Below are 25,857 nucleotides of genomic sequence, written 5' to 3'. Positions count from 1 at the left end.
CCGGCTCAGGCGGGAACCGGGCGGGCCGCGTCGCCGTCGTCGCTGTGCTGCGGACGGGCGGTGCTGGCGTTCAGGACCTCGTCGTCGAGCAGGCCCTCGCCGCGCGCCACGACCGTCGGCACCACGATCTGGCCGGCGACGTTCGTGGCCGTGCGCATCATGTCCATGATCGGGTTCACCGAGTAGATCAGCGCGAGGCCCAGCGCGACCTGCTTGGCGTCCAGGCCGATGAACGCGGTGGTCAGCGTCAGCGCGGTCAGCCAGCCGGTGGTGCCTGCGGTGGCCAACGCGCCGAGCACCGCGACCACCACGATGCCCACGTACTGGCCGAAGCTCAGCGAGACGCCGGACAGGTTGGCGATGAAGATCGCGCCGATCGCGGGGAACACCGCGGCGCAACCGTCCATTTTGGTCGCACTGCCGAGCGGGGCGGCGAACGCGGCGTAACCCGGATCGACGCCGAGGTTCACCGTGGACTGCCGGGTCAGCGGCAGTGTCGCGGAGCTCGACTGCGAGGCGAAGGCGAACTGGATCGCCGTACCGGCCTTGGCGAAGAAGGTCAGCGGGCTCACCTTGGCGACGAACTTCAGCAGCAGCGGGTACACGACGAACAGCACCACGAGGCAGCCCGCGTAGACCGCGATCGTCGTGGAGAGCAGCGGGCGGAACAGCGCGTCGCCGTAGTTGGACACCGCGGCGCCGATCAGGCCGATGATGCCGATCGGCGCGAGCCGCACGATCCAGCCGAGGTAGCGCTGGATGATTTCGAACGCGCTCGTGGTGAAATCGACGAACGGCTTCGCCTTGTCGCCGAGGCTGTAGGCGGCCGCGCCGATCAGCACGGCCAGGAACAGCACCTGCAGGGTGTTGCCCTCGGCGAAGGCGGAGAAGAAGTTCTCCGGCAGCAGGCCGTTGATGAAGGCGTCCCAGGAACCCCAGTCGCTCACGCTCTTCGCGGCCTTGTCGGCGTTCTTCGCGGTGGCCGCCACGCCCGCGCCGAGCCCGCCGGTGCCCGGGTCGAACAGCCGGCCGGCCGCGATGCCGATCAACGACGCGATGAACGACGTGATCGCAAACCACAGCAGGGTCTTGCTGCCCAGCCGCGCCGCTTTCCGGCCGCCGCCGAGCCGGCGCAGGCTGGTGATGCCGACCACGATCGCCGAGAAGACCAGCGGGATCACCGCGATCTGCAGCAGCGTGGTGAAGACCGTGCCGATCTGGTCCAGCACCTCGGTCAGGCCGTCCGCCCCGGCGGTACGGGCGAGCACACCGAGGCCGGCACCCACCACGAGCGAACCGAGAACCGCGGCGGCGAACACCCGTGGTCTGGTGTACGTCGAGACGAAAGACACGAAGCCACCCCAAGATCGAGAAGTTCCGGCCCGGTCCGGGCCCTCGACGAACTCTCCCCGCTCACCCGATCGAGTGGTAGTGCTCTCAGGATGTGGACGGTCGCCAGAGATCCACGACACTCACGCCGACCTCGGCCAGCAGTTGCCGGGCGAGCGGCAGGCTGAGCCCGATCACGCTCGACGGATCGCCTTCGACCCCCTCGACGAACCAGCCGCCGAGCGCGTCGAGGGTGAACGCGCCGGCCACCTGGAGTGGTTCACCGGTGGCGATGTAGGCGTCGATCTCGGCCGGACTGGGCTGTCCGAAGTGGACGGTCGTGCGCCGGGTGCCGGCGGCTTGCTTGGTGTGCTGCCCGCCGTCGAGGCGGAACACCGCGTGGCCGGTGAGCAGTTCGCCGGACTTCCCGGCCATGCCCTCCCAGCGTCGGCGGGCGATCTCGGGAGTGGCCGGTTTGCCGACCATTTCGCCGTGGATGGACAGCATCGAATCGCAGGCGATGACGGTCGCGTCCGGATGGGCGGCGGCCACCTGGTCGAGGACGGCGTGCCCCTTGGCGGCGGCCAGTGCCGCCACCAGTTCCTCGGGTGCCGGGTCGGTGAGCGCGGCGGCGACCGCGTCCTCGTCGACCCCGGACACGACCACGACCGGGTCGAGACCGGCGCTGCGCAGGAGGGCCAGGCGGGCGGGGGACTGGGAGGCGAGAACGAGGCGCACGAGGGGCAAGGTACCGCTGACGTGCTCGTTGTCGAATTGTGACCCACGTCGCCCGCGGGCGGAGTTAGTTTGTTGTAGCCCGCAACATTTGGTCCTGCCGGGGTCGGCGATCCCGGCTGTGACGGTGTCCGAGGGGGACGCCGGGAAGGGACAGGGTGCGCGATGACCGTACGAGTGACGGAGGCGACCCCGGCCTTCCGGTCCCGGTTGCCGTGGTGGGCGAAACCCCGCACGCGCAAGGACCGCGAAGCGGTGCGCCCGAGCCCGGCCGCCGGATCGAAGACCTCCCCGCCCTCGCGAAGCTGACTTCCGCCCGATTCTGGCAGCCGGGCAAAGCCTGCCGGTAGCCCTGTCCGTCATCCGGACCCGCGAAACCGCTTCGGCGTTCCCGGGTTCGGCCTCCGACCACCTCTCCCGCGGTGAAGGCGTGCCGGTTTTCCGCTCGGTTTCCGCGCCGGGCCGGGAAACCGGCACGCTCGGCGGGAGCTCAGCCGAGGTCGACGACCTCGTGCATGCGCAGCCGCCGGTTGAACGCGCCGGAGAGTCGCGCGACGGCGGCCCGCGGCAGCAGCCGTGGAGGCCAGGTCAGGGCCCGGTGCACCGCCTTGCCCGGGTAGGAGGCCGTGCGGCGGCGGGCGTAGTCGTCAAGGGTGCGGGTCGCGATGGTGGCGGGCGTGTCGGCCGCTTTGGTGTTGATCGTGGCCGAGATGCCGTCGAAGAAGCCGGTCGCGATCGGGCCGGGGTGCGCGGCCATGACGTGCACCCCGGTTCCGCGCAGTTCCTCGGCCAACGCCTCGGTGAAGGACAGGACGAACGCCTTGGTCGCGGCGTAGCTGGCCTGGTACGGCAGTGGCTGGAACCCCGCGGTGGACGAGACGTTGATGATGCCGCCGGAACCGCGGGCGACGAGGTCGGCCCCGATCGCGTGGGTCAGCTCGAGCAGGCCGCCGACGTTCAGCGCGACGGAACGCAGCTGCGGCCCGAGCGGGCGGCTGAGGAAGGGGCCGGCATCGCCCGCGCCCGCGTTGTTGACCAGCAGATCGACGGACAGGTCGCGACCGCGCAGCTCGCGGAGGATCTGCTGCGGCCCCTCCGGGGCGACGAGGTCCCCGACGAGCACCTCCGGCTCCGGTCCGCTGTGCCGCTCCCTGATCTCGGCCGCGAGCTTCTGCAGTTCGGGCTCCGAACGGGCCAGCAGGATCACCCGCGCTCCCCGTCGTGCCAGCTCCAACGCGTATTCGCGGCCCAAGCCCTTGGACGCGCCCGTGACGAGTGCGGTGATCCCGCGGTAGCCGTCCTTCATGGTCACCTCCGTTAGTTAAAGTCTCGAAGTACTCACGCTAGCACGGTACTTCGAGACTTGAAGGTTCACTTAGGATGGGGGCATGGCCACACCCGAACTCACCGCGGTGGTCGCCGCCACCCACGAGATCTGGATGCGGACCAACGACCGGATCAGCCAGGCGCTGGCGCGCCACCAGCTGACCCCGGCGACCTTCCAGGCGCTGTGGGCCATCGATCCCGCCGAGCCGCCGCCGTCGATGAAGGTGCTGGCCGAGCGCCTCTACTGCAACGCCCCGAACCTCACCTTCATCACCAAGCAGCTCCTTTCCCGCGGCCTGGTGGAGCGCGGCGTCGACCCGGCCGACCGCCGCTCCCGCGTACTGGCCCTCACCGCGAAGGGCCGCGAGGTCCGCGACGAGCTGGTCCGTACGGCAATGGAGAAGAGTCCGCTGGCAATGCTGTCGGAAAGCGAACTGCGGCAGCTGATGTCCTTGCTGGGCCGGGTTGTCCGGCCCGGCGGCACATGAGTTGCCTGCGCGGCCGACGGTCCCCAAGGTGGGCGCAGTGCAGGCACTGCAAGTCCGCCTCGCAACTTCGGATGACTGGCCGCGGATCTGGCCGATCATCCAGGACGTCGGGACCGAGCAGGAGACTTTTCCCTACGACCCCGCGATGACCGAGCCCGAGGCGCGAGGCCGTTTCCAGACCCAGTCACATGGTGCGCAGGCCGACCCTGCCCAGTACCGCGTGGCGTAAGGCCCGGCGCGCGACACCGAGGGTGGTGAAACCGAGGCTTTGGCAGAGCCGGATCGCGCTGGTGTTGGTTTCCACGACGGCGTTGAACTGGATCGCTGCGAACCGCTCCCGCCCCGCCCAGGCGATCAGGTCCTCGGCCAGGCACCGGGCCGCTGACCGGTCAGGCGCCGGTGTGGGTCGCCTGTCGCAGTTCTGCGCGGGCGGCGCGGGCTCGACGGCTCCACAGGGAGAACCAGCCCGCGATGCCGGTGCCGACCGTCAGCGCGGCGGCGCTCATGCCGAGGGACCAGTGCACGCCGACGGCGGAGCCGAGGATGCCGACGGTGAAGCCGCTGCCGGCGCGCAATCCGTTCGCAGAGACGTTGTACACGCCGATCACGCGGCCTCGTTCGGACGGCTTCGCCAGCAGCTGCACCACTGTCTGGCCGATCGACATCGACGCCAGGTTCGCCACCCCGCCGATCAGCAGCAGCACGACGGCCAGCGGATAGCTGGCGGTCATCGCGAAGAACAGGCTGGAAAGGCCGTACACCGCGGTGCTCACCACGGCGGCGGGCACGCTCGGTTTGATCCGGCCGGTCGCCTCCAGCAGGATCCCGCCGAGCACCCCGCCCACGCCGTTGGCGAACAGCAGCACGCCGTACGCGGTTCCGGCGCTGCCCGCGCCGAGGTCCTGGGCGAAGATCGGCATCGAGGTCTGCATCGAGGCACCCACGAAGAACGCGCCCAGCCCGCCGAGCACGATCATGCCCACCATGGTCGGGTTCGCGCCCACCTCGCGCAGCACCCGGACCGAGTCCAGCAGGGACACGCGCTGCCGCGGCACACCGCCGTCGCGCGTGTGGCCGGTGAACTTCGTGCGGAACAGGAACAACGTGAGCGGCAGGTAGAACGCGACGTTCACGAACAGCCCCGCGACCGGGCCGAGCCCGAGCAGCAGCGCCGAGCCGACGACCGGTCCGAACAGGATGCCGAGACTGCGGAAGGTGGCGTTGAGCCGGATCGCGCTGGGCAACTCCGCCGGACCGACGAAATCGTGCAGCATCAGCTGTTCGCCCGCCGCCCAGACGGATCCGGCGAACCCGTGCAGCACCAGTAGCACGCAGGCCATCCACACCTGCAGCGTGTCGGTCAGGATCAGCACCGCCCATGCCGCCGACACGAGCATGAACAGCCCCTGCCCCGCCTGGATGATCCGGCGGCAGTCGTAGCGGTCGGCCAGTCCGCCGAAGTACACCGAGAACAGCAGGAACGGCACCCAGTGGCTGATCACCTCGAACCCGCTGAGCGCGGGCGAGTGGAACTTCTCCCACAGCACCCAGTAGGTGATGACGTGCTCGATGTTGTCGGCCATCATCGCCAGCGCCGCGCCGAACAGGTACGGGCGGCAGTCCTTGTTGTACAGCGCGGCGAACTTGCGTGGCGCGGTGGCCGTCGCGACCGGCTCGGCGGCCGGTTCGGTGATCTCGGGGACGTGCGTCGGCACGCCGCAGGCGGAACACATGGTCGGGGACCCCCTTACGTCGACCTCACCGTAGACGCAACGTTGCGTATTGTCTACGAGTCCGGTTAGGCTCCCCGGCGTGAGTGAGGTCACCGTGCCGGCCGGCCGCCGGCACCACGGAAACCGGTACGGCCGCAGTGAACAGGCCCGGCACGCGGTACTCGCCGCGGCCGACGACGTACTGGTCGAGTTCGGGTTCGGCGGGCTCACCATCGAGCGGATCGCGGCCAGAGCCGGGGTGGCCAAGCAGACCATCTACCGCTGGTGGTCGTCCAAAGTGGACATCCTGCTGGACGCGCTCGGCGACGACCTCGCCGAGGACCTCGTCCCGCCCGACCACGGCGAGCTGCGCCGCGACCTGAGCGAGCACCTCGCGGCGGTGGCCGCCTTCCTGACCGTGGCCGACGCCGGTGCGATGTTCCGCGTACTGCTCGGCCAAGCGCAGCACGATCCGGACCTCGCCGCGCGGCTGCGTGCCGAGCACCTGAGCGGCCAGCGTGCCCGCGACCGCCTGCCGCTCGAACGCGCCGTCGCCCGCGGCGAACTGTCCGCGGACACGGACGTCGAGCGCGCGGTGGAAGCGCTGATGGCGCCGATCCACTACCGCGTACTCGTCACCGGCGAACCGGTGCCCGTCGAGTTCACCGAGGACCTGGTCGATCGGTTCCTCGCCGACCACGCCGGTGCGTAGGGTGGCGCAATCATGGAAGTGGTTCTCTGGCTGACCGGCATGGCCGTGCTCGGCGCGCTCGCTGCCGTGCTGGTCTGGGTGTTCCGGGACCGGGCAGGCCGGCTGGACCGCCGGTTCGACGCCGCCGACCAGGCCGCCCGGTGGCGGTTCCTGCAGCAGCGGTGGCAGGCGGAGCCGATGGCCCGGCTCGCGACCGTCCAGCAGGTGCACGCGTTCACCCCCCGCGGCGGGGCCCAGGTGCGGATCGTCTGGACGGACAGCCATACCGTGCAGGACGTCGAGATCGAACAGGGTCAGGTGGCACGAGGCGACTTCCTGCTGGTGCGCGGAGTCGGTCCGTACGGGGTGATCACCCCGGGTGACCTGCTCGCCCACGCCGCGGCGGACGCGCCCGGCCGGGCCCAGCCGGGGCGCTGAACCCGGCGAAAAACGGCCTGGTGAAAATCGGATGGAACGGGCACGGTGGGCCACGAGTCCGACCCATGACGACGACATCGAGCCAGGAGTGAATGTGACTGGGGCGAATCCCGGCTTCGAGGGAATGGATCCGGCGCAGGCCGGACAGGAAATGGCCCGGTGGGCCGAACAGCTGCAGCGGAAGGCACAGACGTTCCAGCAGCTGCAGCAACGAATGACGCACCTGACCGCGACCGCGACCTCGCCGGATGGCGCGGTCCGGGTCACCGTGGACTCACAGGGGGTGCCGACCGAGCTGACCGTGACCGAACGCGGCCGCGGCGGCGATCCGGCGGCGCTGTCGGCTCAGCTGATGGCGTGCCTGACCTCGGCGCAGACCCAGCTCAGCGGGCAGGTCCAGGAGCTGGTGCAGGACACCGTCCCGGAGGACGACCCGAGTGCGGAACGGATCGTCGGGAGTTACCGCGACCGGTTCCCGGACCAGGCCGAAACGGAGCCCGAGGCCGGCGGGACGGGGGTGCTGGACGTCGGCCGGATCGAGGACGAGGAGCCGCCGTCCGCACCGCCACCACGGCGACCCGCCCGCACGGACACCGATGACGACGAGGACGGCTGGGGCGACCAGTCGATCCTCCGCTGAGGGGAGCCACCATGCCCGAGGGATACATCGTCGATCCGGGCCAGCTGCGCAAGCACGCCGCGGGCACCGAGCAGATCGGCGGGCGCGCGGACGTCGCGGCGGACGCCGGCAACCAGGTCACCGACATGGACCAGGCCTACGGGCTGATCTGCCGTCCGATCGCGTGGCTGCTCAAGGGGCCGCAGGAGAAGGCCTCCGAGGCGATCGGTGAGTCGGCCAAGGCCCTGCACAAGACGGGGGAGCACCTCGGCAAGGCCGCCGATCAGTACGAGGCCGAGGAGCAGCGCATCGTCGCTCAGCTCGAGCAGATTCTCAAGAAGCTGGACTCGATGCGCCCGCCGGCGGTCGGCGCGAGCGGAGGGGGGAACTGAGCATGAGCAATCCGTTGATCGATTCCAAGTCGGACATCAACAACGCCTATGAGAACCCGGACTCGCTCGGCGGCGGCTTCGTCGAGGGCGATGGCTGGGAAAAGGGCATCACCGCCATCGAGGCGGGCGAGGAGATCGGCACCGGCATCAAGAGCGGCGACTGGGTCGAGACCGGTCTCGGGGTCGCGGCGGCCGGGCTCGACGTCGTCAGTGCGGCTTTCGACCCGATCGGCTACGTCGCGGGTCAGCTCGCGTCGTGGATGATGGAGCACCTCGAACCGCTGCGGAAGGCGCTGCACGGCCTGACCGGCGAGCCGAACATGGTCAAGGGCTACGCCGCGAGCTGGGAGAACATCTCCACCGAGATGGGCAAGGTGAGCCAGGAGTACCTCAAGCAGGCCGAACAGGACACCTCGTCCTGGACCGGCGGGGCCGCGGCCAAGTACCGGTCGCACGCGCACCACGTCGCCAACCTCGCCCAGGCCACCGCGGGTGCCGCCGACTCGATCAAGACCGCCGCCGAAATGGCGAGCGAATTGGTGGCGGGCGTCCGCACGATGGTCCGCGACGTGATCTCGTCCCTGGTCGGCTACTTGGTGAGCCTCGTCGCCGAGGAAGCGTGCTCGCTCGGCCTCGCGACCCCGGTCGTGGTCGCCCAGGGCGTGTCGGAGATCGGCCGTGCTGCCGCCAAGGTCGCGAACTTCCTGATCAAGCTCGGCCGGTCGATCTCGAAGCTGGCTCCGCTGCTCATCGCGCTGCGCGACGTGCTGGACGGCGTCTACAAGGAGTTCCGGGTGCTCGCCCAGAGCGGCTGAGCGTGCTCAGCGCGGTAACGCGGAAGCGCGCCAGGCTCCTTCGCCTGGTCTCGGTGCCGCGTGGACCGCGGCAGCGCGGTCGTTCCACCACCGCTTGCGCGGCCGGTTCGCCGGTGGCGCGGCGGTGGTGGCGGCCGCGGCGACGACGGCGGTGAGGGCGGCCAGTTCGGCGTCGTCGGGATTGCCGCGTACCACGCGGAGCAGGGGAGTTTCGCTCATCGCAGCCTCACAGGGGGATGTTGCCGTGCTTCTTGGGCGGCAGTGACTCGCGCTTCGTGCGGAGCAGGCCGAGTGCCTTCGCGATGTGGCCACGGGTGTGCGCGGGCACGATCACCGAGTCGACATAGCCACGCTCCGCGGCCGCGTACGGGTTCAGCAGCGTGTCCTCGTACTCCTGGATGAGGTCGGCGCGCAGCGCTTCGACGTCGCGGCCTTCCTCGGCGGCCTTCGCCAGCGTCTTGCGGTGCACGATGTTCGCCGCGCCCTGCGCGCCCATCACCGCGACCTGCGCGGTGGGCCAGGCCAGGTTCACGTCCGCGCCGAGATGCTTCGAGCCCATCACGTCGTACGCGCCGCCGTACGCCTTGCGCGTGATCACGGTGATCAGCGGGACAGTGGCTTCGGCGTAGGCGTAGATCAGCTTCGCGCCGCGCCGGATGATGCCGTTCCACTCCTGGTCGGTGCCCGGCAGGAAGCCCGGCACGTCGACGAAGGTGAGCACCGGGATGTTGAACGCGTCGCAGGTCCGCACGAACCGCGCGGCCTTCTCCGAAGCCTCGATGTCGAGACAGCCGGCGAACTGCGTCGGCTGGTTCGCCACCACGCCCACGCTCTGGCCGTCCACCCGGCCGAAGCCGACCAGGATGTTGGGCGCGAACAGCTCGTGCACCTCGAGGAACTCGCCGTCGTCGAGCACCCTGGTGACGACCTCGTGCATGTCGTACGGCGTGTTCGGCGAGTCAGGGATGAGGGTGTCCAGCTCGCGGTCGGTGTCGGTGACGTCGTCGAAGAACCCGGCCGGCGGCTGCTCGGCGTCGAACTCCGGCGGCTCGGACAGGTTGTTCTGCGGCAGGTAGGAGAGCAGTTCCTTGACGTAGGCGATCGCGTCGTCGTCATCGGAACCGAGGTAGTGCGCGACGCCCGACTTGGTGTTGTGCGTGCGCCCGCCGCCGAGTTCCTCGAAGGTGACGTCCTCGCCGGTCACCGTCTTCACCACGTCCGGACCGGTGATGAACATCTGTGAGGTCTCGTCGACCATCACCACGAAGTCGGTGAGCGCGGGGGAGTACACGTGCCCGCCCGCGTTCGCGCCCATGATCAGCGAGATCTGCGGGATCACGCCGGAGGCCAGCGTGTTGCGCCGGAAGATCTCGCCGTACAGGCCGAGCGAGACCACGCCCTCCTGGATGCGCGCGCCGCCGCCCTCGTTGATGCCGATGATCGGGCGGCCGGTCTTGATCGCCAGGTCCATCACCTTGACGATCTTCTCGCCGTACACCTCGCCGAGCGCACCGCCGAACACGGTGACGTCCTGGCTGAACACGCACACCGGCCGGCCGTCGACCGTGCCGTGGCCGGTGACGACGCCGTCGCCGTACGGGCGGTTCTTCTCCAGCCCGAAGTTCGTGGAGCGGTGCCGCGCCAGCTCGTCGAGCTCGACGAAGGAGCCCTCGTCGAGCAGCAGGTCGATCCGCTCACGCGCGGTCTTCTTGCCCTTCGCGTGCTGCTTCTCGATGGCGCGCGCCGAACCGGCGTGCACGGCCTCGTCGTAGCGGCGATAGAGATCCGCGAGCTTGCCGGCCGTGGTGTGGATGTCCGGTTCTTCCTCGGGCGGAGTCCCGAGCGGCTGCGTCGCACTGCTCATGGAGCGGAGCTTAACTACTGCGCGGTCGCTGCGCGTGTGGCGTAGGCCTCCTCCGGCCTAGGCTGGCGTCGTGCCGATCGCCGACCTGCCCGTCCGCCCGCTCGGGCCCGCCGACCTGTCCGCCTGCCTCGAGCTGGCCGCCGGCCGGGGCTGGCCGCGCGAACGGCGGAAGTGGGCGATCCTGCTCGAGACCGGCCGTGGGTTCGGGGTGGACGCGCCGGACGGCGGGCTGGCCGCCACCGCGATCCTGACCACGACCGGCCCGGTCGCGACGGTGTCGATGGTCGTCGTGGCGCAGCGGTACGGCAGGCAGGGCCTCGGCGGCCGGGTCATGCGCCACGTGCTCGCGGCGGCCGGGGACGCGGTGGTGTCGTTGCACGCCACCGAGACCGGCCGCCCGCTGTACGAGTCGATGGGTTTCGTGCTCGATGGCGGCTGCACCGATCACCGTGGCCGGTTCGACGGCGACGGCGGTCCGGTTTCCCGGCCGATCGGTCCGGCGGACGTCGCGCGGGTGTACGAGCTGGATGCCGAGGCGAAGGGCTTCGCCCGCCCGCAGCTGCTGGACCGGCTGTTGTTCGAGGCCGAGCACGTGCACGTGACCGGCCACGGCTACGCCCTCGGCACGGTGCACGACGGGATCACGATGATCGGCCCGGTCGTCGCCGCGGACGAGGAGCAGGCGCGTGCCCTCGTCCGCGGAGTCGCTCTGGCCGCGGACGGAAACCTGCGGCTGGCTGTGGACGACCGTGCGCCGGCGTTGTCGGCGTGGTGCCGGGACCGGGGCCTGGCTGTGCACGGGCCCGCGCCGCGGCTCGTGCTGGGTGGGAAACCGTTGCCGGGCAAGGCGGGAATGCGCTTCTCGCCGTACAGTCAGGCGCTCGGCTGACGTCGGCTCCGGGCGTCACCCGGCCCGCAGGTGCACGTCGTAGCCGCTGCGGCCGGGGTCGATTTCCGGGCGTAGTACGAGGCTGCGGTCGTAGTCCCCGCCGTTCTGGCTGCGGAACGGGAGTGGTTCGGTCGTTTCGAGCGAGTGCAAGCGTTTGCGCAGCTGTTCGACGGCGAGTTCGTAGTCCTCCTGCGTCATTCGAACCGTGTCGAACACGGTGACCGGTGGCAGGACCGACATGCCGGTGTAGAAGAACGTGCCGTGGTGGAGATTGAACAGCAGGTCGTCCAGCGGACCGGCGATGCCTCGCGCGCTGAAGGCCGCTTCGCTGCCACCTGTGGTCACCACGGTCAGCGCGCGTTTCCCGGCCAGAGTGCCTTCGCCGTAGCGCCGCACACGGCCGTCCTCGCCGCGTACGTCGTAGCCGTAACCACGTACGAGGACGCGGTCGATCCAGCCCTTGAGGATCGCGGGCGTGCCGAACCACCACAGCGGGAACTGGACGACGACAGTGTCCGCCCAAGCGAGCTTTTCGTGCTCCGCGCGGACGTCGTCCGGCACAGTGCCGATTTTGTCGACCACTGGGTTCCACTGCATCGCGTACAGGTCGGACTCGCGCACCTCGTGGCCGAGGGAACGCAGCGTGGCGATGCCTTCGTCGCGAAGGGCGCCGTTCAGCGACTGCGGTTCGGGGTGGGCGAGGATCCACAAGACGTTCATGAATCCAGCTTGCCGACGGCAGTACACCGGAAACAGTGGCCTGATGGACACCATGTGCAAGAATCGGGCCATGTCCGTTTTCCGTCATCCCGGCCGGCACAAGGTCGCCGTGCTCGTGCGCCACGGCATGCTCGTGATGGAGCTCGGCATCGTGCAACGGCTCTTCGGACAGGCCCGTTCGGCCGAGGGCGAGCGGCTGTACGAGGTGGTCACCTGCACGCCGGAACCCGGGCCGGTGCGTACCGACGCGGACTTCGTCATCCCGATCGCGCAAGGTCCGGAAGCGGTCGCCGAGGCCGACACGGTCGTCGTCACGGCGTCGTCGGCGGAGTACGAGCCCACCCGGTCGCTCAGCCCGCCGGTCGCCCGGTCGATGGAGCTGGTCCGGCCGGGGACGCGGATCGCGTCGATCTGCACCGGCGCGTTCGTGCTCGCCGCGGTCGGGCTGCTCGACGGCCGCCGGGCGACCACGCACTGGCGTTCCACCGACGAACTCCAGCGGGCGTACCCGCGGGTGCGGATCGACCCGGACGTGCTCTACACCGAGGACGGCGACGTGTTCACCTCGGCGGGGGTCGCCTCCGGCATCGACCTGTGCCTGCACCTGATCCGGCGGGATTTCGGCGCGGCGGTGGCCAACGAGGTCGCGCGCGGGACCGTCGTGTCCCCGCACCGCGAGGGTGGGCAGGCCCAGTTCATCCGCCGTCCGGTGCCGGAGCCGCGTTCGTCGTCGACCTCGGCCGCGCGGGCGTGGGCGCTGGAGCACCTGCACCGGCCGCTGACGTTGCGCGAACTCGCGGCGAAGGAATCGATGAGCACCCGCACGTTCACCCGGCGCTTCCGCGACGAGGTGGGCATGTCGGCGGTGCAGTGGCTGACCCAGCAGCGAGTGGAACGGGCCCGCCAGCTGCTGGAGGAGTCGGAGCTGCCGATCGACCGGATCGCCACCGAGGCCGGGTTCGGCACCGCGGCCTCGCTGCGCCAGCACCTGCAGAGCGCACTCGGGGTTTCGCCGAGCGCCTACCGCAGCACGTTCCGCCGCAGCGCCTGAGTTCGGCGGTCCGTGGCAACGGGGGTGACGTTGCCACGGACCGACCCCCAGCGGAGGCCGAAGGCGGCGGGAGGGCGCCTTCGGTGTGCCTCCATCCTGGCCGTGGGGGCCGGTGTCCGGTACTCGACGGACTGGGTCTTACACAATCTGACAGTGTCCGGACGGCTCAGGGCACCACGGTGACCAGCACGTACACCGGACGTCGGGTGGCGAAGAACTCGACACCCGCGGCGTCGACCATCTTCCACCCGATCCAGCAGCGCCCCGGCTTGTCCGCCGCGGTGACCGCAACGTTGACCATCGCGTGCTCACCGGGAGCGGTGTCGCCGATCGGCACCCGGTCCGGGGTACGGCAGCTGCCCGGCGCCGGCGGTGAGTCCATCCGCTGCAGGTACCGCTGGTGCCAGCTCACCGAACCCGCGTTCTCCAGCTCCCACACCTTCTGCACGGTCTCGCCGGCGTGCACCTCGGTGCCGTCGGGCACGGTCACGTCGGCGACGAACCTGGTGTTGTCGCCGCGGATGCGGGCGCCGACGTCCACACCGCCGATTCCGAGCTTCGGCGCCACGAACGCGGCCACCGCGCCGAGCACCACGACCACCGCGGCGGCCACCGCCAGCGCGTACTTCCGCCGGGAAAGCCGGTGTGACCTGGGCCGGGCGGTCGCGTCCGGCACGGACGGCGGTTCGGCCGCGGTGATCTGCGCTTCGGCGCCGCTCACCTGCGGTTCAGCGCTGCCCGCGGGTGGTTCGACGCTCGCCGGTATGCCCGGCGGCGGATCGGTGAGGACCACCGGAAGGCCCTTCAGCTCCTCCCAGCGCAGCCGCCACGGGAGTTCCTCCGCACCGCACACGCGGACGAACTCCCGGGTGGTGTCCCAGGACGGGAAGCGGATTCCGCCGACGGCTTCGTGCAGGGTGGTGTGCGAGATCCGGCCCGAGCGTTCGGCCATCTTCCGGAACGACGGGTTCCCGGCCCGCTCCCGCAGAGCGGCCAGTTCCGCGGCAAGCACCTCGGCGGGTGGGCGGCCCGTGCCGTCAGACATCGCTCTCCCGGTTGTCAGATCCGCAGGTCGCGAACCATTCTGACAGCCGAGTCCAGTGCCGCGGGCGCACCCCGGTGCGGAATCAGCGGGCCAGCAGGTCCCGCAGCGCACCCGTCACGCGAGCCGGCTCCTCCTCTGCCATGAAGTGCCCGCAGTCCACGGTCTCGTGCACGCAGTCCGGGGCCCAGGCCCGCCACAGCGCGGTGCCGTCGTAGCCGAGTGCGGCGCCCCAGTCCTGCTGCAGCACGGTGACCGGCATGCGCAGCTGGCTGCCCGCGGCCCGGTCGGCGCGGTCGTGTTCGACGTCGACAGTCGCGGACGCCCGGTAGTCCGCGACGATCGACGGGACGGCTTGTCGCGACGCGGAGAGGTATTCCGCGCGGACCTCGGCCGGGATGGCCTTCGGATCGCGGGCCCACAGGTCGAGGAAGTAGCCGAAGAACGCGTCCGGTGCCGCGCTGATCAGGTGCTCGGGCAGGCCGGGTGGCTGTGCCATCAGGTACAGGTGGAAGGCCACCGCCGCGTCGGCGCCGTGCAGGACGTCCCACATGTCGAGGGTGGGCAGCACGTCGAGCACCGCCAGATGCGTGATCGCGTCCGGATGGTCGAGCCCGGCGCGGATCGCCACGAGCGCACCGCGGTCGTGCCCGGCGAGTGCGAACCGCTCGTGGCCGAACGCCCGGGCGAGAGCGACGACGTCGGCGGCCATGACGCGTTTCGCGTAGGCCTGCCCGTCCGGGTCGGCGGGCTTGTCGCTGGCGCCGTATCCGCGCAGGTCCGGGCACAGCACGGTGTGGTCGGCGGCCAGGTCCGCGGCGACGTGCCGCCACATCAGGTGGGTCTGCGGAAACCCGTGCAGGAGGACGACGGGTGGCCCGGACCCCGCGACGGCCACGGAGAGTGAGACGTCGTCGGCGACCGGGACTCGCTGGTAATCGAAGTTCATGCGGGTCAGCGTGCTCGGGGCCGATCAGCAACCGATCAGCAACCGCGGGGCGGCCGGCCCGATTACAGTGCGGAGCCGATGGACCTGTCGTTCTCGGTGCTCGGCCCGCTGGCCGCCCACGACCCGCGCGGGCCGGTGGCCCTGCCCGGGCCGCGGCACCGCGCGGTGCTCGCGCGGCTGCTCGTCGCGCGTGGTCAGGTCGTTTCGGTGGACGCGCTGGTCGAGGCACTGTGGGGCGAGCCGCGTGCGGGCGCGGTCGGTGCGGTGCAGACGTTCGTCGGTGCGCTACGGCGGGCACTCGAACCGGACCGGCCACCGCGGACTCCATCGGCGCTGCTCGTCACCGAGGCGCCCGGTTACGCCCTGCGAGCGGCAGCGGACCAGGTCGACGCGTGGCGGTTCGAGGCGGTGCTGCGGGAGGACCCGTTCGTCGAGCGGCTGGACGAAGCGCTCGGCTGGTGGCGAGGTGAGCCGTACGCGGAATTCGCCGGAGAGTCGTGGGTCCGCGGCGAGATCTCGCGGCTGACCGAACTGCGATTGCTCGCGCTGGAACGGCGGGCGGCCGGGCTGCTGGAACTCGGCCGGGCCGCGGAGGTGGTGCCGGATCTGGAATCCCATGTGGACGCTCAACCGCTGCGGGAGGAGGCCTGGCGGCTGTTCGTCCTCGCGTTGTACCGCGCCGGCCGGCAGGGTGCCGCGCTGGCGGCGCTGCGACGCGCCCGTGCGGTGCTGGCCGAGGAACTCGGCGTGGATCCCGGTCCGGCGTTGCGGCAGCTGGAACGGGACGTGCTGGCGCAAGCGCCCGGACTGACACCACCGTCTCCCCTCCGGGCACGGCTCGCCGGGCGGGCCCAAGAGCTGGCCGCGCTCGCCGAGGCCGCCGGGCACGCGCGGCTGATCCTGGTGTCCGGCGAGGCCGGCGTGGGCAAATCCGCTCTGGTGACGGACTTCGCCGCCCGGCTGGGCCGGACCACGGCGTGCGGGACGAACCCGGACGACGCCGGGGTGCCGCCGGCCTGGCCGTGGACGCGGATTCTGCACACTCTGGGCCAGCCGGTTCCGCCACGGGAACGGGCCACCGACCCAGCGGTGGCGCGATTCCACTGGCAGCAGGCGGTGGTGGCGCGGCTCGCGGACGTCGCGCGACGCGGTCCGCTGCTCCTGGTGCTCGAGGATCTGCACTGGGCAGGCGAGGAGACGCTGTCATTGCTCACCGCCGTGGTCGCCGAACCGATGCCGGTACTGGTTGTCGCGACTTACCGGACCACGGACGTGTCCGCGGCACTTTCCGCTGCCCTCGGCCGGCTCGCGCGTGCCGACCCGGTGCGGCTGTACCTGAATGGGCTTTCCGTGGCCGCAGTCGCAGAGCTCGCCGGCAAGGACGGCGCGCAGGTGATTCACCGTCGTACCGGGGGAAATCCTTTCTTCGTCAAGGAACTCATGCGAGTACGTGACGTCCGGGGCGATCTGCCGGACGGAGTCCGCGACGTCGTGCGGCACCGGCTCGACGGGGTGTCCGACGACGTTCGGGCTGTGTTGCGCAAGGCGGCCGTGGTGGGAGCCGACCTCGATCCCGGGCTGCTCGGCGACGTGACAGCGGAGTTGGAGATCGCGGTGAACGCCGGATTCCTGGTGACGAACGGTCCTCGGCGGTTCCGCTTCGCGCACGCGCTGGTCCGGGACGCGGTGTACGAGAACATCCCGATGACCCAACGGCGGCAGCTGCATCTTTCGGTGGGTGAGGCGCTGGTGCGTCGACGTCCTGGCGATGTTTCCCTGCTGGCACACCACTTTCTCCGTGCGGGCGACGACCGTGGCGTCGGCTACGCACGAGTGGCCGCAGAACGTGCCGAACGGGACTTCGCGCCGCACGAAGCAGTCCGGCTCGGGGAGGCGGCACTGGCGCAGGGACCGCGTACCGCCGAAGTGCTGATGGGGCTGGCGCGGACCACCGCGATCACGGGCTCGCTCGCCGCGGCACGCCGGTACCGCGGCGAAGCCCTCGACCTCGCCGGCGCCGACCTCGCGTCGACCAGACGGGTGCTGACCGCGTTCGACGTGCCGGGGGTCTGGACCGACAACGACGACCCCGCGTTGGCCCGGCGGATCGCCGACGCGGCCGGACGGGTGCTGGAAGCCGAGACGGACCCGTCGGTGCGTGCCCGGCTGCTGGCGACGATCGCGCTGGAGCTGCGCAGTGCCGGCGGTGCCCACGCGCACGCCGCGGCGGCGGAGGCGGAAGAACTGGCGCGGGCGTCCGGGGATCCGGCGTTGCTGGCGCTGGCGTTGAACGCGCGCTGGACGCAGTCGTTCACCCGTGCCGGGCTGGCGCCCGAGCGCGGGCGGATCGGCGCGGAACTGGTCGAATCGGCCGGGCGGCACCGGTTGGTGACCTTCGAGGTGCTCGGCCACCTGGTGCTCGTGCAGGCACGCTCGGCGCTGGCGGACTTCGCCGCGGCCGACGAGCACGCGGCCGCCGCCGACCGGCTGGGCGAGCAGTACCGGTTGCCGCTGGTCGCGGTGTTCACCGAGTGGTACCGCGCGCTGCGGCTGGCCGTGACCGGCCCGCTCGCCGCCGCGGAGGCCGCCTACCGCAGCGCCGCGGTGCGGCTGGCCGGCAGCGAGATGCCCGGCCTGACACCGGGTATGCCGGAACTGGCCCGGCAATGCCTGTACCGCCAGCACGGCCGTCCGTCCACAGTGGATCCGATAGCGGAACGTCCGGACCTGTTCCTGGAACTCAGTGCGTGTTCGACCATTCCGGACACCCGCGCCGAAGCAGCGCGACGGTACGCACTGCTCACCCCGGCCGCTGACGAACTCGCCGGCGCCGGTTCGGGTTTCGTCACGCTGGGACCGGTCGCGCACTTCCTGGGCGACCTGGCGACGATGCTGGACCGCCCGGCCACCGCGCACTACCGGCAAGCCGCCGAAGTGGCCCGCCGCGCCGGCGCGAAGCACTGGGTCGCCTCGGCGGAGCGAGCAGCGACAAACGCCGCCCGGTAACGGCGGCTCGGTGCCGCGGCGAGCGTGGACGCCTGGGAATCTGCGTTCTGAAGCATCGCAGGGTGGCCTGCGAAACCGGGCCGGGGGTGTGGACGCCGCGGGAATAGCCCGCGAACCGCCCCGACGACTGGCGGCCGTGGGGCAGCCCGCGAACCGCCCCGGCGACTGGACGCCGTGAGGCAGCCCGCGAAGCCGTGGCCCGACGTGACGGGTTCGCGGGCTGCACCCGACCGGCGGCTCCGGCGGCTACAGATAGGGCCGCGTGATCATCTCGAACGCGTGCCCGGCCGGGTCCTTGAAGTACACGCCGCGGCCACCGTGCCCGGTGTTGGTTTCGCCGGGGCGCGTCATCTGCGGGTCGGCCCAGTGTTCGACGCCGGTGTCGCACAGCCGGCGGTACGCGCGGTCGAACAGTTCGTCGTCGACCAGGAAGGCGTAGTGCTGCATCTGGATCTCCACCGGCGGTTCGGCGAACTGCAGCAGCACCCCGTCGGGGAGCTGCACGTTGGTGAACGGTCCCCAGGACGGCGCTTCCGGCACTTCGAACAGCGTGCGGAAGAACTTCGCCGACTCGGCGCGGTCCTTGGCGGCGATGATGGTGTGGTTGAAGCTGATGCTCATCCGGCGGTACTCGCTTTCGGGTTGCGTGGCGGAGAAGTGCGGATACTCACGCGCTTCCCGGCGGGCCACGAGCCCGTACCGCGATCAGCCCTCCACCGGGTCGCCTTCCCGTGCAAGGCGTCCAGCCGTCCCGGTGATCATGGCCCGAGGCTACGCCGCGGCCGGATCACGAGGCAACGGAATTTGTCGCGGGTTCGCCATGGCGAAAGCGTTCACTGGGGATCACCGGGCGAACGGCCATCGCCGCCGGCGGCAGCGACACCGGGAACACCGGCCGTGCTGGGCGCCTGCCCGGACACCGGCAACGAGGTCACCGTGCCCGGTGGCTACGCCGAATGGGACGTCACCTGTGGAAGCGGCAAGGTGCACGTCCGGGGCGACGTCAAGGACACGCGGGCGGACGGCAAGTGCGCCCCGGGTGACGGCCACCAACCCGGACGGCACGGGCGCGACACGGTCGGCCTGCGGCCGGCGCACGGCCAACAGCTTCGACTGGAACCTCGGCAAGGGCCACCTGGCGAAGGTGTACCTCTCCACGCACTGAGGCAGCTGCGGCAGACCCCGGCGCGAAACGGCTTCCGCCGGCGGGTTCGCCATGGCCCGCGTCAGCCCGGGTGCCCGGCTCCGGCGTAATCGTCGCCGGGGGTGTGGAAGGTGTGGATCTGGATGGCCTGGCCCTCGGTCGGTGCGTTGATCATCAGGCCGTTGCCGAGGTAGAGGCCCACGTGGTGGATGCGGGTACCCGGACTGCCGTAGAACACCAGGTCGCCCAGCTGTGGTTCGGCGCCCCCCGCGACCGGTGGCAGCGCACGGAACTGGCTGTCCGCGGTCCGCGGCAGGGTGACGCCCGCGCTTTCGTAGGACGCCTTGGTGAGGCCGGAACAGTCGAAGCCTGCGGCGCCGGCGTCCGGGCCGTTGCCGCCCCACACGTAGGGCAGGCCCAGCTGGCCCAGCGCGAACCGGGTGGCACCGACCGCGGGGCTGCCGGACTTCTCCGGGTCGAGGGAGAGCGTGGCGTACAGCTGCGCGTAGCCGAGGACCCGCTGCCGGAACAGCTCCATGTCGCCGCCGTGCTGGTAGCCGGCCATCGCCTTCCACCAGCCGTTGCCCGCGGTGAGGTCGCCGGCACCCGCACACAGCGCACGGCCCGCGGCGACCGCGGCGGAGGACGGATCGGTCAGCGCGGGCTCGGCGATGCCGCTGATCTTCCCGCCGTACTTCTTCCACTGTGCCGTGGACAGCCCCATCAGCGTGCCTTCGCGGCGGCCGTGGTCGGTGCCCGCCTCCCCGACCCCGGCCAGCGTGACCCAGGACAGGTGACAGCCGGGATCCTCGGCCCGCAACGCCAGCTCGCCGTTCGCGTAACCCAGCAGCGCCGGAGCCGGGATGCCCAGCGGTCCGGCGAGCGAGTCCGCCCACTGTTGCAGCGGCGACTCACCACCGCTGCCCGCCGCGCCCTGCGCCGGCTCCTGCGCGCGCACGGGGGCGCTGGCCTGGAGCACGGACGGCCCGCTCGGGACCGGTTCGACGGCAGTGTCCGCGGCCGGTGCCGGAGTGGCCGGCGCACCGCGGTCGGCCACGATCCAGCCGGCCGCGACCAGCCCGGCCACCAGAGGCAACGCCACCAGGCCACGGTGCAGCGCGCCCCGGGCCCATGACGGCCTGGGCTTGCTTTCGGGCGTGGTCTCGGGCGTGCTGGAGTCAGCCGGCGGCGGGGTCACGGCGTCCAATCTAGAAGAGCGCACCTCTCTCCAACGAGTGAGTGGCTTGCACGTTAGGGGGACTCTCATATGGTGGGCGCATGGCTGAACTGGACGCGGCACGGCTGCGCGCGGGTCTCACCGGCCGGTACGCCCGGGTGGACGTCGTCGAAACGACCGGATCCACCAACGCCGACCTGCGGGCAGCCCTGGAGAACGGTGCCGCGGACCGGACCGTGCTGCTCGCCGAGCAGCAGACGGCCGGCGTCGGCCGCCGGGCCCGGAGCTGGAGTTCGCCGAAGGGCGCCGGGCTGTACCTGAGCGTCGCGCTGCGCCCGGCCGGCGTGGCGTTCGCCGCGCTCGGCTCCCTTTCGGTGGTCGCCGGGCTCGCGGCGCACGCGGTCGCCACCGAGGTCGGGGTGGACGCCGTGCTCAAGTGGCCCAACGACATGCTCGCCGGGCCGGAACGGGCGAAGTGCGCCGGAATCCTGGCCGAGGCGGTCGGCGGGGACGGGGCCGGCGTGGTACTGGGCATCGGGCTCAACGTGCTGCCGCTCGGCGACGTGCCGGCCGGACCGGGCGGCCTGCCCGCGACCTCGCTGGCCGAACAGGGCGCGACGACGACCGACCGCACCGAGATCGCGCTCGCCCTGCTCACCCGGTTCGACGAACTGGAGCGACGCTGGCGCCAGGCAGGCGGTGACCTGACGGCGGCCGGGCTGCTCGCCGACTACCGGGCGCGCTGTTCGACACTCGGGCTCGACGTGCGGGTGCAGCTGCCGGACGGCTCCGAGCTCACCGGCCGGGCCGCCGACCTCGACGGTGCCGGCCAGCTCCAGGTGGACGTGCCGGACGGACGGCGGCTCACCGTGTTCGCCGGTGACGTGGTCCACGTGCGCCCGCTCTAGACGCTGCGCCTCCGCCACCTCGCCGCGGTGCCCGGCCCGAACCGGTGTCCGCGGCGTCCGTCCGGTGCCCGCGCCGGTACGGTGGTTCCACCAGCACCGGCACACACCAGGGGAGCGTCACGCGGTGGCCTATCCGGACGATCTGCTCAGCCAGAACGAGCACGTGGTGGTGCACAGCCACCCGCACTTCAAGATGCTGATCTTCCCGTTCGTGGCGTTCGTGATCACCGTGGCCGCGGCGATCTGGCTGCTCACCCTGGCGCCGGACGCGCCGGCGCCGTGGAACAACGTGGCCATGATCGCCATCGGGGTGGTGGCGCTGGTGCTCGTGGTGTGGCTGTTCCTCGCGCCGCTGGTCCGCTGGCGCACCACGCACTTCATCGTGACCACCGACCGGCTGATCGCCCGCGAAGGCGTGCTGAAGCGCACCGGGATCGACATCCCGATGTCGCGGATCAACAGCGTGCAGTTCGAGCACGGTCTGCTGGACCGGGTCTTCGGCTGCGGCACGCTGATCGTCGAGTCGGCCTCGGACGAGCCGCTGAAGTTCGACGACATCCCGCGCGTCGAGCACGTGCACACGGTGATCTACCGCGAGGTCAACGACAACCCGTACGACGACTACCAGTCCGAGTCCGGGTACGGACCCCAGCAGACCGAGCCGTTGCCGCCACAGCGGCGGGCTCCGCGCGGACGGAGGCGTTGACAATGGGTGCCAGGGAAGCAGGACTGCCCGAGCGGGTGCCGGTGGACGGACTGCCGCCGCGCGTCACGATCTGGGAGGTCGGTCCGCGCGACGGGCTGCAGAACGAGAGCGCGGTCGTGCCGGTGGAGGTGAAGCTCGAGTTCCTCGACCGGCTCGCCGGTGCCGGGCTGACCACGCTGGAGGCGACCAGTTTCGTGCACCCGAAATGGGTGCCGCAGCTCGCCGACGCCGAGCAGCTGCTCGCCGGGCTCGACCGCCGCGAGGGCGTGCGGTACCCGGTGCTGGTGCCGAACGAACGCGGCCTCGACCGGGCGCTGAACGCCGGGGTCGGCCACATCGCGATCTTCGCCAGCGCCACGGAGACCTTCGCCCAGCGGAACCTCAACTCGACGCTGGACGAGCAGTTCGCCATGTTCGAGCCGGTGGTCACGCGGGCCCGTGCCGAGGGGCTGGAAGTCCGCGGCTACCTGTCGATGTGCTTCGGCGACCCGTGGGAAGGCGTGGTGCCCGCCGAGCAGGTGGTGCGGGCCGGGAAGCGGCTGCTCGACTTCGGCTGTTCCCAGCTTTCCCTCGGCGACACCATCGGCGTCGCCACCACCGGCCAGGTCGCCAAGCTGATCGAGACGTTCGGGAAGTCCGAGGTCGACGTCTCGGCGCTGGCCGTGCACTTCCACGACACCTACGGGCAGGCGCTGGCCAACACCGAGGCGGCGCTGCGAGCCGGAGTGTCCACTGTGGATGCCTCGGCGGGCGGTCTCGGCGGTTGCCCGTACGCCGAGTCGGCCACCGGCAACCTGGCCACCGAGGACCTGGTGTGGCTGCTGGAAGGCCTCGGCATCGACCACGGCGTCGACCTCGGCGCACTGGTCGAGACGAGCGTGTGGATGGCCGGGCAGCTGGGCCGCCCCTCGCCGTCGCGCGTGGTGAACGCGCTGGCCGGGTAGGCACCTCGGTTCGCCTCCCCGTACACGGGCGGCCGCGGTTCGGACGGCTTCCCGGTCCTTCCGGCGCCCGCGCTGGGCACCGCTGAGCCGGGTAGATGCCCACGTCCGTCTCAACGGACGCGCGAGGGCAGGGCACCGCCGGACCGGGTGGTCCCGCGGTTCCGCCCGCGCGTTGGTGCGGCGAGAGATCACCTTCGCCCGATAAAGTGGGATCTCCCGCTCGGGGCGGAACCACGCGGCGGGACGAACGTCTTACCGGTGCCGGTGCGACCGAGAAGAGGGTGCCGTGTCCGATCAGCCAGAACCGGCGAACACCGACCTGGCCACCGGTCCCGTACGGGTGCCAGCCCAGTACGGCGGGCTCCTCGACGGGGGCTTCGACGACGCGCCCACCCCGCCGTCCGGCCTCGGGGTGCCGACTCCGCCGTCCGGTACCGGCGCGGTGCGCAGCCCGGCGCCCCGGCCGCCGGTCGGCTCGCCGCGGACCGACCGGGAGAGCGTGCTGGCGTTGTTTCTGGTGCACATGTTCCCGCTCGGGCACCTGCCGGTCGCCGCGGACCGTCCGGAACGGCAGCTGCCGGCCCGTGCCCACCGGTACCCGCCCGCCGACCACCCGGAGTCCGTGCTGCTCGACGACACCGCCGTGCTCGGATATGTCGGGCAAGGGTTCCGGCGCTCGCCCACGCCACCGGCCGATCCGGAACCGCCGTCCGCCGTGCTCGAGGGCTACCGGCCGCCCGGGGGCGCGGAGTGGGAGAGCCGGTTCGTCGCCGGTGCCGAATACGTGTGGCCGTCCGCGGCGGATTCCTCCGACGGTGAGCCGGAAGCGGTGGTGCTGCCGGAAGGCACGCTGCTGGACCGGTTCGGCGGCGAGCACGGCCGCGTCTTCGCGCCGGAGGGCACGCCGTTCACGCAGCGCTCACTGCCGCCCGCCGCGCTGCGCTCCGGTTACCGGCGCTACCGGGTGGAGAAGCCGGTGCCGATGTGGCTTTCGCGCAGTGCGGAGTGGTTCGGGCAGCCCGGCGGAGGCCTGCGCTACCGCGCGGTGCTGGCCGCCGACGAACTGGTCACCCTGGGTTTCCTGGCCGACATCACGCGGGAGGCTTGATGAACACGCAGTCGATCCGGCGGTGGCTGGACGTGGTCGGGGTGCCGGCCGAGGTCGTTTCGATCGGTGCCGAGGCGGACAACACCTGGTGCCTGATGCCGGCTTCGGACGGCGCGGGCTGGGAGGTGTTCTGGCGCGAGCAGGGCAGCCGCTACGACTGGGCCGCGTTCACCTCGGAACAGGTCGCCTGCCACTACCTGTTCGGCAGGCTCACCTGGTCGCAGGTCGCCCGCGGCGCGGTCGGCGTGCTGCCCGAGACTCACTGACGGCGCAGCACCGCCAGCGCCTCGTCGTGCAGCAGGCCGTTGGTCGACAGTGCCGAGCCGCCCTGGTAGGTCGGCGCCCCGGACAGGTCGGTGAACCGCCCGCCGGCCTCGGTCACGATGACCTGGGTGGCGGCGACGTCCCACGGGTTCACCACGCATTCCGCGGCGATGTCCAGCGCGCCCTCCGCGACGAGACAGTGGTGCCAGAAGTCGCCGAACGCGCGGGTTTCCCAGCACGCCTCGGTGAGCGCGAGGTAGCTCTCCCGCGAGTGGTACTCGGGCCAGGTGTTCAGGTCCGTCGTGGACAGATACGCGTCCGAGAGCGTGGAAACCCCGGACACCGACAGCTTCCGTTCGCCCGCGGCGTCGCGCAGGTACGCCCCGGCGCCGCGGGAGGCCCACCACCGGCGGCCCAGCAGCGGCGCGCTGATCACGCCGACCACCGGCGTGCCGTCCTCGACCAGCGCGATCAGCGTGGCCCACACCGGGACCCCGCGCAGGAAGTTCTTCGTTCCGTCGATCGGGTCGAGCACCCACGCCCGGGCGCGGGAGTCCGCGCTGCCGCCGCGTTCCTCGCCCAGCACCGCGTCGCCGGGCCGCTCGGTGGCGAGGACCGCGCGGATCGCGTCCTCCACCGCGGTGTCCGCGTCGGTCACCGGCGTCCGGTCCGGTTTGGCCGAAACCGTCAGGTCGAGTGCCCGGAAGCGGGCCGTGGTCACCGCGTCGGCGGCGTCAGCCAGCCGGGTGGCGAGAGTCAGGTCATCGTCGTAGCCGGGCACGGTCACGATGGTTTCACGCCGGTTCACCGTAAGGTTGGCCAGGTGAGCATGGTCCTACTTGCCGAAGACGATCCGGCCATCGCCGAGCCGCTGTCGCGGGCACTGCACCGCGAGGGATACGAGATCGAGGTCGTCACCGACGGTCCGGCGGTGCTGACCGCGACCGGCGAACACCGGGTCGACCTGCTCGTGCTCGATCTGGGACTGCCGGGGATGGACGGTCTCGAGGTGTGCCGCAGGCTGCGCGCGAGCGGTACCGAACTGCCGGTGCTGATGCTCACCGCGCGCACCGACGAGGTGGACTTCGTGGTCGGCCTCGACGCGGGTGCCGACGACTACGTGGCCAAGCCGTTCCGGCTCGCCGAGCTGCTGGCCCGCATCCGCGCGCTGCTGCGCCGCCGGGTGCCGGAGGTGCTGGAGGCCGGCGGGGTCCGGATGGACCTCGGCGCCCGGCTGGTCACCGTGGACGCGCAGGAGGTGCAGCTGGCGAACAAGGAGTTCGAACTGCTGCGCGTGCTGATGAGCCGCGCCGGCCAGGTGGTCAGCCGGGACGAGATCCTGTCCGAGGTGTGGAACGACCTGGAATCGAAGACGTCGAAGACGCTCGACATGCACATGTCGTGGCTGCGCCGCAAGCTCGCGGTCGCCGCGGACGAGGCCGCCGGCGGGCGGGGGACCAAGTCCGCGCACTCCGACGCGGAGCGGCGCATCGCGACCGTGCGCGGCGTCGGCTTCCGGTTCAACGTCGAGTAGCCGCCG

General features: G+C 71.4%; 30 protein-coding genes. 18 read left to right on the top strand and 12 right to left on the bottom strand.

What is annotated here, in order from left to right; translation table 11 throughout:
* Positions 1-5: 5 nt before the first annotated feature.
* Positions 6-1,352: a dicarboxylate/amino acid:cation symporter gene (locus BJY18_RS18155; protein ID WP_184781105.1), complete on the bottom strand. Its 1,347-nt coding sequence runs from the start codon at positions 1,350-1,352 to the stop codon at positions 6-8.
* Between the two features lie 85 nt (positions 1,353-1,437).
* Positions 1,438-2,067 (bottom strand): Maf family protein, encoded by a 630-nt coding sequence (locus BJY18_RS18150; protein WP_184781104.1) that lies wholly within the window; start codon positions 2,065-2,067, stop codon positions 1,438-1,440.
* Between the two features lie 162 nt (positions 2,068-2,229).
* On the opposite strand from BJY18_RS18150, the gene BJY18_RS18145 reads away from it, so the two are divergent.
* Positions 2,230-2,373, top strand: coding sequence for a hypothetical protein (locus BJY18_RS18145; RefSeq protein WP_184781103.1), 144 nt, complete (start codon positions 2,230-2,232; stop codon positions 2,371-2,373).
* Between the two features lie 181 nt (positions 2,374-2,554).
* Here BJY18_RS18145 and BJY18_RS18140 read toward each other — a convergent pair whose 3' ends face one another.
* On the bottom strand, positions 2,555-3,370 hold the full coding sequence (locus BJY18_RS18140) for an SDR family NAD(P)-dependent oxidoreductase (RefSeq protein WP_184784689.1): 816 nt from the start codon (positions 3,368-3,370) through the stop codon (positions 2,555-2,557).
* 82 nt (positions 3,371-3,452) lie between these two features.
* Between BJY18_RS18140 and BJY18_RS18135 the strand changes: the two genes are divergently transcribed.
* Positions 3,453-3,878 carry a MarR family winged helix-turn-helix transcriptional regulator gene (locus BJY18_RS18135; RefSeq protein WP_184781102.1) on the top strand — a complete coding sequence of 142 codons (426 nt, stop codon included), beginning with the start codon at positions 3,453-3,455 and terminating at the stop codon, positions 3,876-3,878.
* Positions 3,879-3,915: 37 nt separating this feature from the next.
* On the top strand, positions 3,916-4,107 hold the full coding sequence (locus tag BJY18_RS18130) for a GNAT family N-acetyltransferase (RefSeq protein WP_184781101.1): 192 nt from the start codon (positions 3,916-3,918) through the stop codon (positions 4,105-4,107).
* Positions 4,108-4,267: 160 nt separating this feature from the next.
* Here BJY18_RS18130 and BJY18_RS18125 read toward each other — a convergent pair whose 3' ends face one another.
* Positions 4,268-5,593, bottom strand: coding sequence for an MFS transporter (locus BJY18_RS18125; protein ID WP_312873879.1), 1,326 nt, complete (start codon positions 5,591-5,593; stop codon positions 4,268-4,270).
* A 97-nt stretch (positions 5,594-5,690) separates the two neighbouring features.
* On the opposite strand from BJY18_RS18125, the gene BJY18_RS18120 reads away from it, so the two are divergent.
* The 5 genes from BJY18_RS18120 (at position 5,691) to BJY18_RS18100 (ending at position 8,545) form a co-directional block, all read left to right on the top strand.
* Positions 5,691-6,302, top strand: a complete 612-nt coding sequence (locus tag BJY18_RS18120; RefSeq protein WP_184781099.1) for a TetR/AcrR family transcriptional regulator — start codon at positions 5,691-5,693, stop codon at positions 6,300-6,302.
* Positions 6,303-6,314: 12 nt separating this feature from the next.
* Positions 6,315-6,719 (top strand): hypothetical protein, encoded by a 405-nt coding sequence (locus tag BJY18_RS18115; RefSeq protein ID WP_184781098.1) that lies wholly within the window; start codon positions 6,315-6,317, stop codon positions 6,717-6,719.
* A gap of 94 nt (positions 6,720-6,813) precedes the next feature.
* Positions 6,814-7,359 carry a YbaB/EbfC family nucleoid-associated protein gene (locus BJY18_RS18110; RefSeq protein WP_184781097.1) on the top strand — a complete coding sequence of 182 codons (546 nt, stop codon included), beginning with the start codon at positions 6,814-6,816 and terminating at the stop codon, positions 7,357-7,359.
* 11 nt (positions 7,360-7,370) lie between these two features.
* A complete protein-coding gene (locus BJY18_RS18105) occupies positions 7,371-7,730 on the top strand; it encodes a type VII secretion target (RefSeq protein WP_184781096.1) in 360 nt (119 codons plus the stop codon).
* Between the two features lie 2 nt (positions 7,731-7,732).
* Positions 7,733-8,545: a hypothetical protein gene (locus BJY18_RS18100; RefSeq protein ID WP_184781095.1), complete on the top strand. Its 813-nt coding sequence runs from the start codon at positions 7,733-7,735 to the stop codon at positions 8,543-8,545.
* 6 nt (positions 8,546-8,551) lie between these two features.
* On the opposite strand, the gene BJY18_RS18095 is transcribed toward BJY18_RS18100, so the two are convergent.
* Together BJY18_RS18095 and BJY18_RS18090 are read right to left on the bottom strand one after the other, a co-directional pair.
* Positions 8,552-8,764, bottom strand: coding sequence for an acyl-CoA carboxylase epsilon subunit (locus BJY18_RS18095; RefSeq protein ID WP_184781094.1), 213 nt, complete (start codon positions 8,762-8,764; stop codon positions 8,552-8,554).
* Positions 8,765-8,771: 7 nt separating this feature from the next.
* Complete coding sequence (locus BJY18_RS18090; RefSeq protein ID WP_184781093.1) at positions 8,772-10,409, bottom strand: acyl-CoA carboxylase subunit beta; 1,638 nt, start codon at positions 10,407-10,409, stop codon at positions 8,772-8,774.
* Positions 10,410-10,479: 70 nt separating this feature from the next.
* Here BJY18_RS18090 and BJY18_RS18085 point away from each other — a divergent pair, with 70 nt between their 5' ends.
* Positions 10,480-11,298 (top strand): GNAT family N-acetyltransferase, encoded by an 819-nt coding sequence (locus tag BJY18_RS18085; protein WP_312873878.1) that lies wholly within the window; start codon positions 10,480-10,482, stop codon positions 11,296-11,298.
* Between the two features lie 15 nt (positions 11,299-11,313).
* On the opposite strand, the gene BJY18_RS18080 is transcribed toward BJY18_RS18085, so the two are convergent.
* Positions 11,314-12,018, bottom strand: a complete 705-nt coding sequence (locus BJY18_RS18080; RefSeq protein ID WP_184781092.1) for an NAD(P)H-dependent oxidoreductase — start codon at positions 12,016-12,018, stop codon at positions 11,314-11,316.
* Positions 12,019-12,088: 70 nt separating this feature from the next.
* Between BJY18_RS18080 and BJY18_RS18075 the strand changes: the two genes are divergently transcribed.
* Positions 12,089-13,069 (top strand): GlxA family transcriptional regulator, encoded by a 981-nt coding sequence (locus BJY18_RS18075; RefSeq protein ID WP_246458909.1) that lies wholly within the window; start codon positions 12,089-12,091, stop codon positions 13,067-13,069.
* A 166-nt stretch (positions 13,070-13,235) separates the two neighbouring features.
* On the opposite strand, the gene BJY18_RS18070 is transcribed toward BJY18_RS18075, so the two are convergent.
* Both BJY18_RS18070 and BJY18_RS18065 read right to left on the bottom strand, forming a co-directional pair.
* On the bottom strand, positions 13,236-14,114 hold the full coding sequence (locus tag BJY18_RS18070; protein WP_246458908.1) for an NBR1-Ig-like domain-containing protein: 879 nt from the start codon (positions 14,112-14,114) through the stop codon (positions 13,236-13,238).
* 82 nt (positions 14,115-14,196) lie between these two features.
* Entirely contained in the window at positions 14,197-15,060 is an 864-nt protein-coding gene (locus tag BJY18_RS18065) for an alpha/beta fold hydrolase (protein WP_184781090.1), read from the bottom strand.
* Between the two features lie 78 nt (positions 15,061-15,138).
* Between BJY18_RS18065 and BJY18_RS18060 the strand changes: the two genes are divergently transcribed.
* The gene (locus BJY18_RS18060) at positions 15,139-18,066 is read left to right on the top strand and encodes an ATP-binding protein (RefSeq protein ID WP_184781089.1); all 2,928 of its coding nucleotides are present in this window, start codon (positions 15,139-15,141) and stop codon (positions 18,064-18,066) included.
* 246 nt (positions 18,067-18,312) lie between these two features.
* Here the strand turns inward: BJY18_RS18060 and BJY18_RS18055 are convergent, their stop codons facing one another.
* Positions 18,313-18,687 carry a VOC family protein gene (locus tag BJY18_RS18055; RefSeq protein WP_184781088.1) on the bottom strand — a complete coding sequence of 125 codons (375 nt, stop codon included), beginning with the start codon at positions 18,685-18,687 and terminating at the stop codon, positions 18,313-18,315.
* 418 nt (positions 18,688-19,105) lie between these two features.
* Here BJY18_RS18055 and BJY18_RS37485 point away from each other — a divergent pair, with 418 nt between their 5' ends.
* Positions 19,106-19,231 (top strand): hypothetical protein, encoded by a 126-nt coding sequence (locus BJY18_RS37485; RefSeq protein WP_281393679.1) that lies wholly within the window; start codon positions 19,106-19,108, stop codon positions 19,229-19,231.
* A gap of 61 nt (positions 19,232-19,292) precedes the next feature.
* Here the strand turns inward: BJY18_RS37485 and BJY18_RS18050 are convergent, their stop codons facing one another.
* The gene (locus BJY18_RS18050) at positions 19,293-20,312 is read right to left on the bottom strand and encodes a C40 family peptidase (RefSeq protein ID WP_312873877.1); all 1,020 of its coding nucleotides are present in this window, start codon (positions 20,310-20,312) and stop codon (positions 19,293-19,295) included.
* 176 nt (positions 20,313-20,488) lie between these two features.
* Between BJY18_RS18050 and BJY18_RS18045 the strand changes: the two genes are divergently transcribed.
* From BJY18_RS18045 to BJY18_RS18025, 5 genes are all read left to right on the top strand, one after another.
* Positions 20,489-21,295: a biotin--[acetyl-CoA-carboxylase] ligase gene (locus tag BJY18_RS18045; RefSeq protein ID WP_184781086.1), complete on the top strand. Its 807-nt coding sequence runs from the start codon at positions 20,489-20,491 to the stop codon at positions 21,293-21,295.
* A gap of 124 nt (positions 21,296-21,419) precedes the next feature.
* Positions 21,420-22,001 carry a PH domain-containing protein gene (locus tag BJY18_RS18040; protein WP_184781085.1) on the top strand — a complete coding sequence of 194 codons (582 nt, stop codon included), beginning with the start codon at positions 21,420-21,422 and terminating at the stop codon, positions 21,999-22,001.
* Between the two features lie 2 nt (positions 22,002-22,003).
* On the top strand, positions 22,004-22,945 hold the full coding sequence (locus BJY18_RS18035; protein WP_184781084.1) for a hydroxymethylglutaryl-CoA lyase: 942 nt from the start codon (positions 22,004-22,006) through the stop codon (positions 22,943-22,945).
* A gap of 286 nt (positions 22,946-23,231) precedes the next feature.
* Positions 23,232-24,053 carry a TNT domain-containing protein gene (locus BJY18_RS18030; RefSeq protein WP_184781083.1) on the top strand — a complete coding sequence of 274 codons (822 nt, stop codon included), beginning with the start codon at positions 23,232-23,234 and terminating at the stop codon, positions 24,051-24,053.
* Complete coding sequence (locus BJY18_RS18025) at positions 24,053-24,319, top strand: hypothetical protein (protein WP_184781082.1); 267 nt, start codon at positions 24,053-24,055, stop codon at positions 24,317-24,319. Before BJY18_RS18030 ends, BJY18_RS18025 begins: the two co-directional genes overlap by 1 nt.
* On the opposite strand, the gene hisN is transcribed toward BJY18_RS18025, so the two are convergent.
* Complete coding sequence (gene hisN, locus BJY18_RS18020) at positions 24,313-25,104, bottom strand: histidinol-phosphatase (RefSeq protein WP_184784686.1); 792 nt, start codon at positions 25,102-25,104, stop codon at positions 24,313-24,315. The genes BJY18_RS18025 and hisN overlap by 7 nt on opposite strands.
* Positions 25,105-25,146: 42 nt before the next feature.
* On the opposite strand from hisN, the gene BJY18_RS18015 reads away from it, so the two are divergent.
* The gene (locus tag BJY18_RS18015) at positions 25,147-25,851 is read left to right on the top strand and encodes a response regulator transcription factor (RefSeq protein ID WP_184784685.1); all 705 of its coding nucleotides are present in this window, start codon (positions 25,147-25,149) and stop codon (positions 25,849-25,851) included.
* Positions 25,852-25,857 lie beyond the last annotated feature (6 nt).

The sequence above is a fragment of the Amycolatopsis jiangsuensis genome (assembly GCF_014204865.1).
GTDB classification, from domain to species: domain Bacteria; phylum Actinomycetota; class Actinomycetes; order Mycobacteriales; family Pseudonocardiaceae; genus Amycolatopsis; species Amycolatopsis jiangsuensis.
The sequence above is the reverse complement of the archived record's forward strand: the minus strand, read 5'-3'. Positions and strand labels throughout refer to the sequence as shown.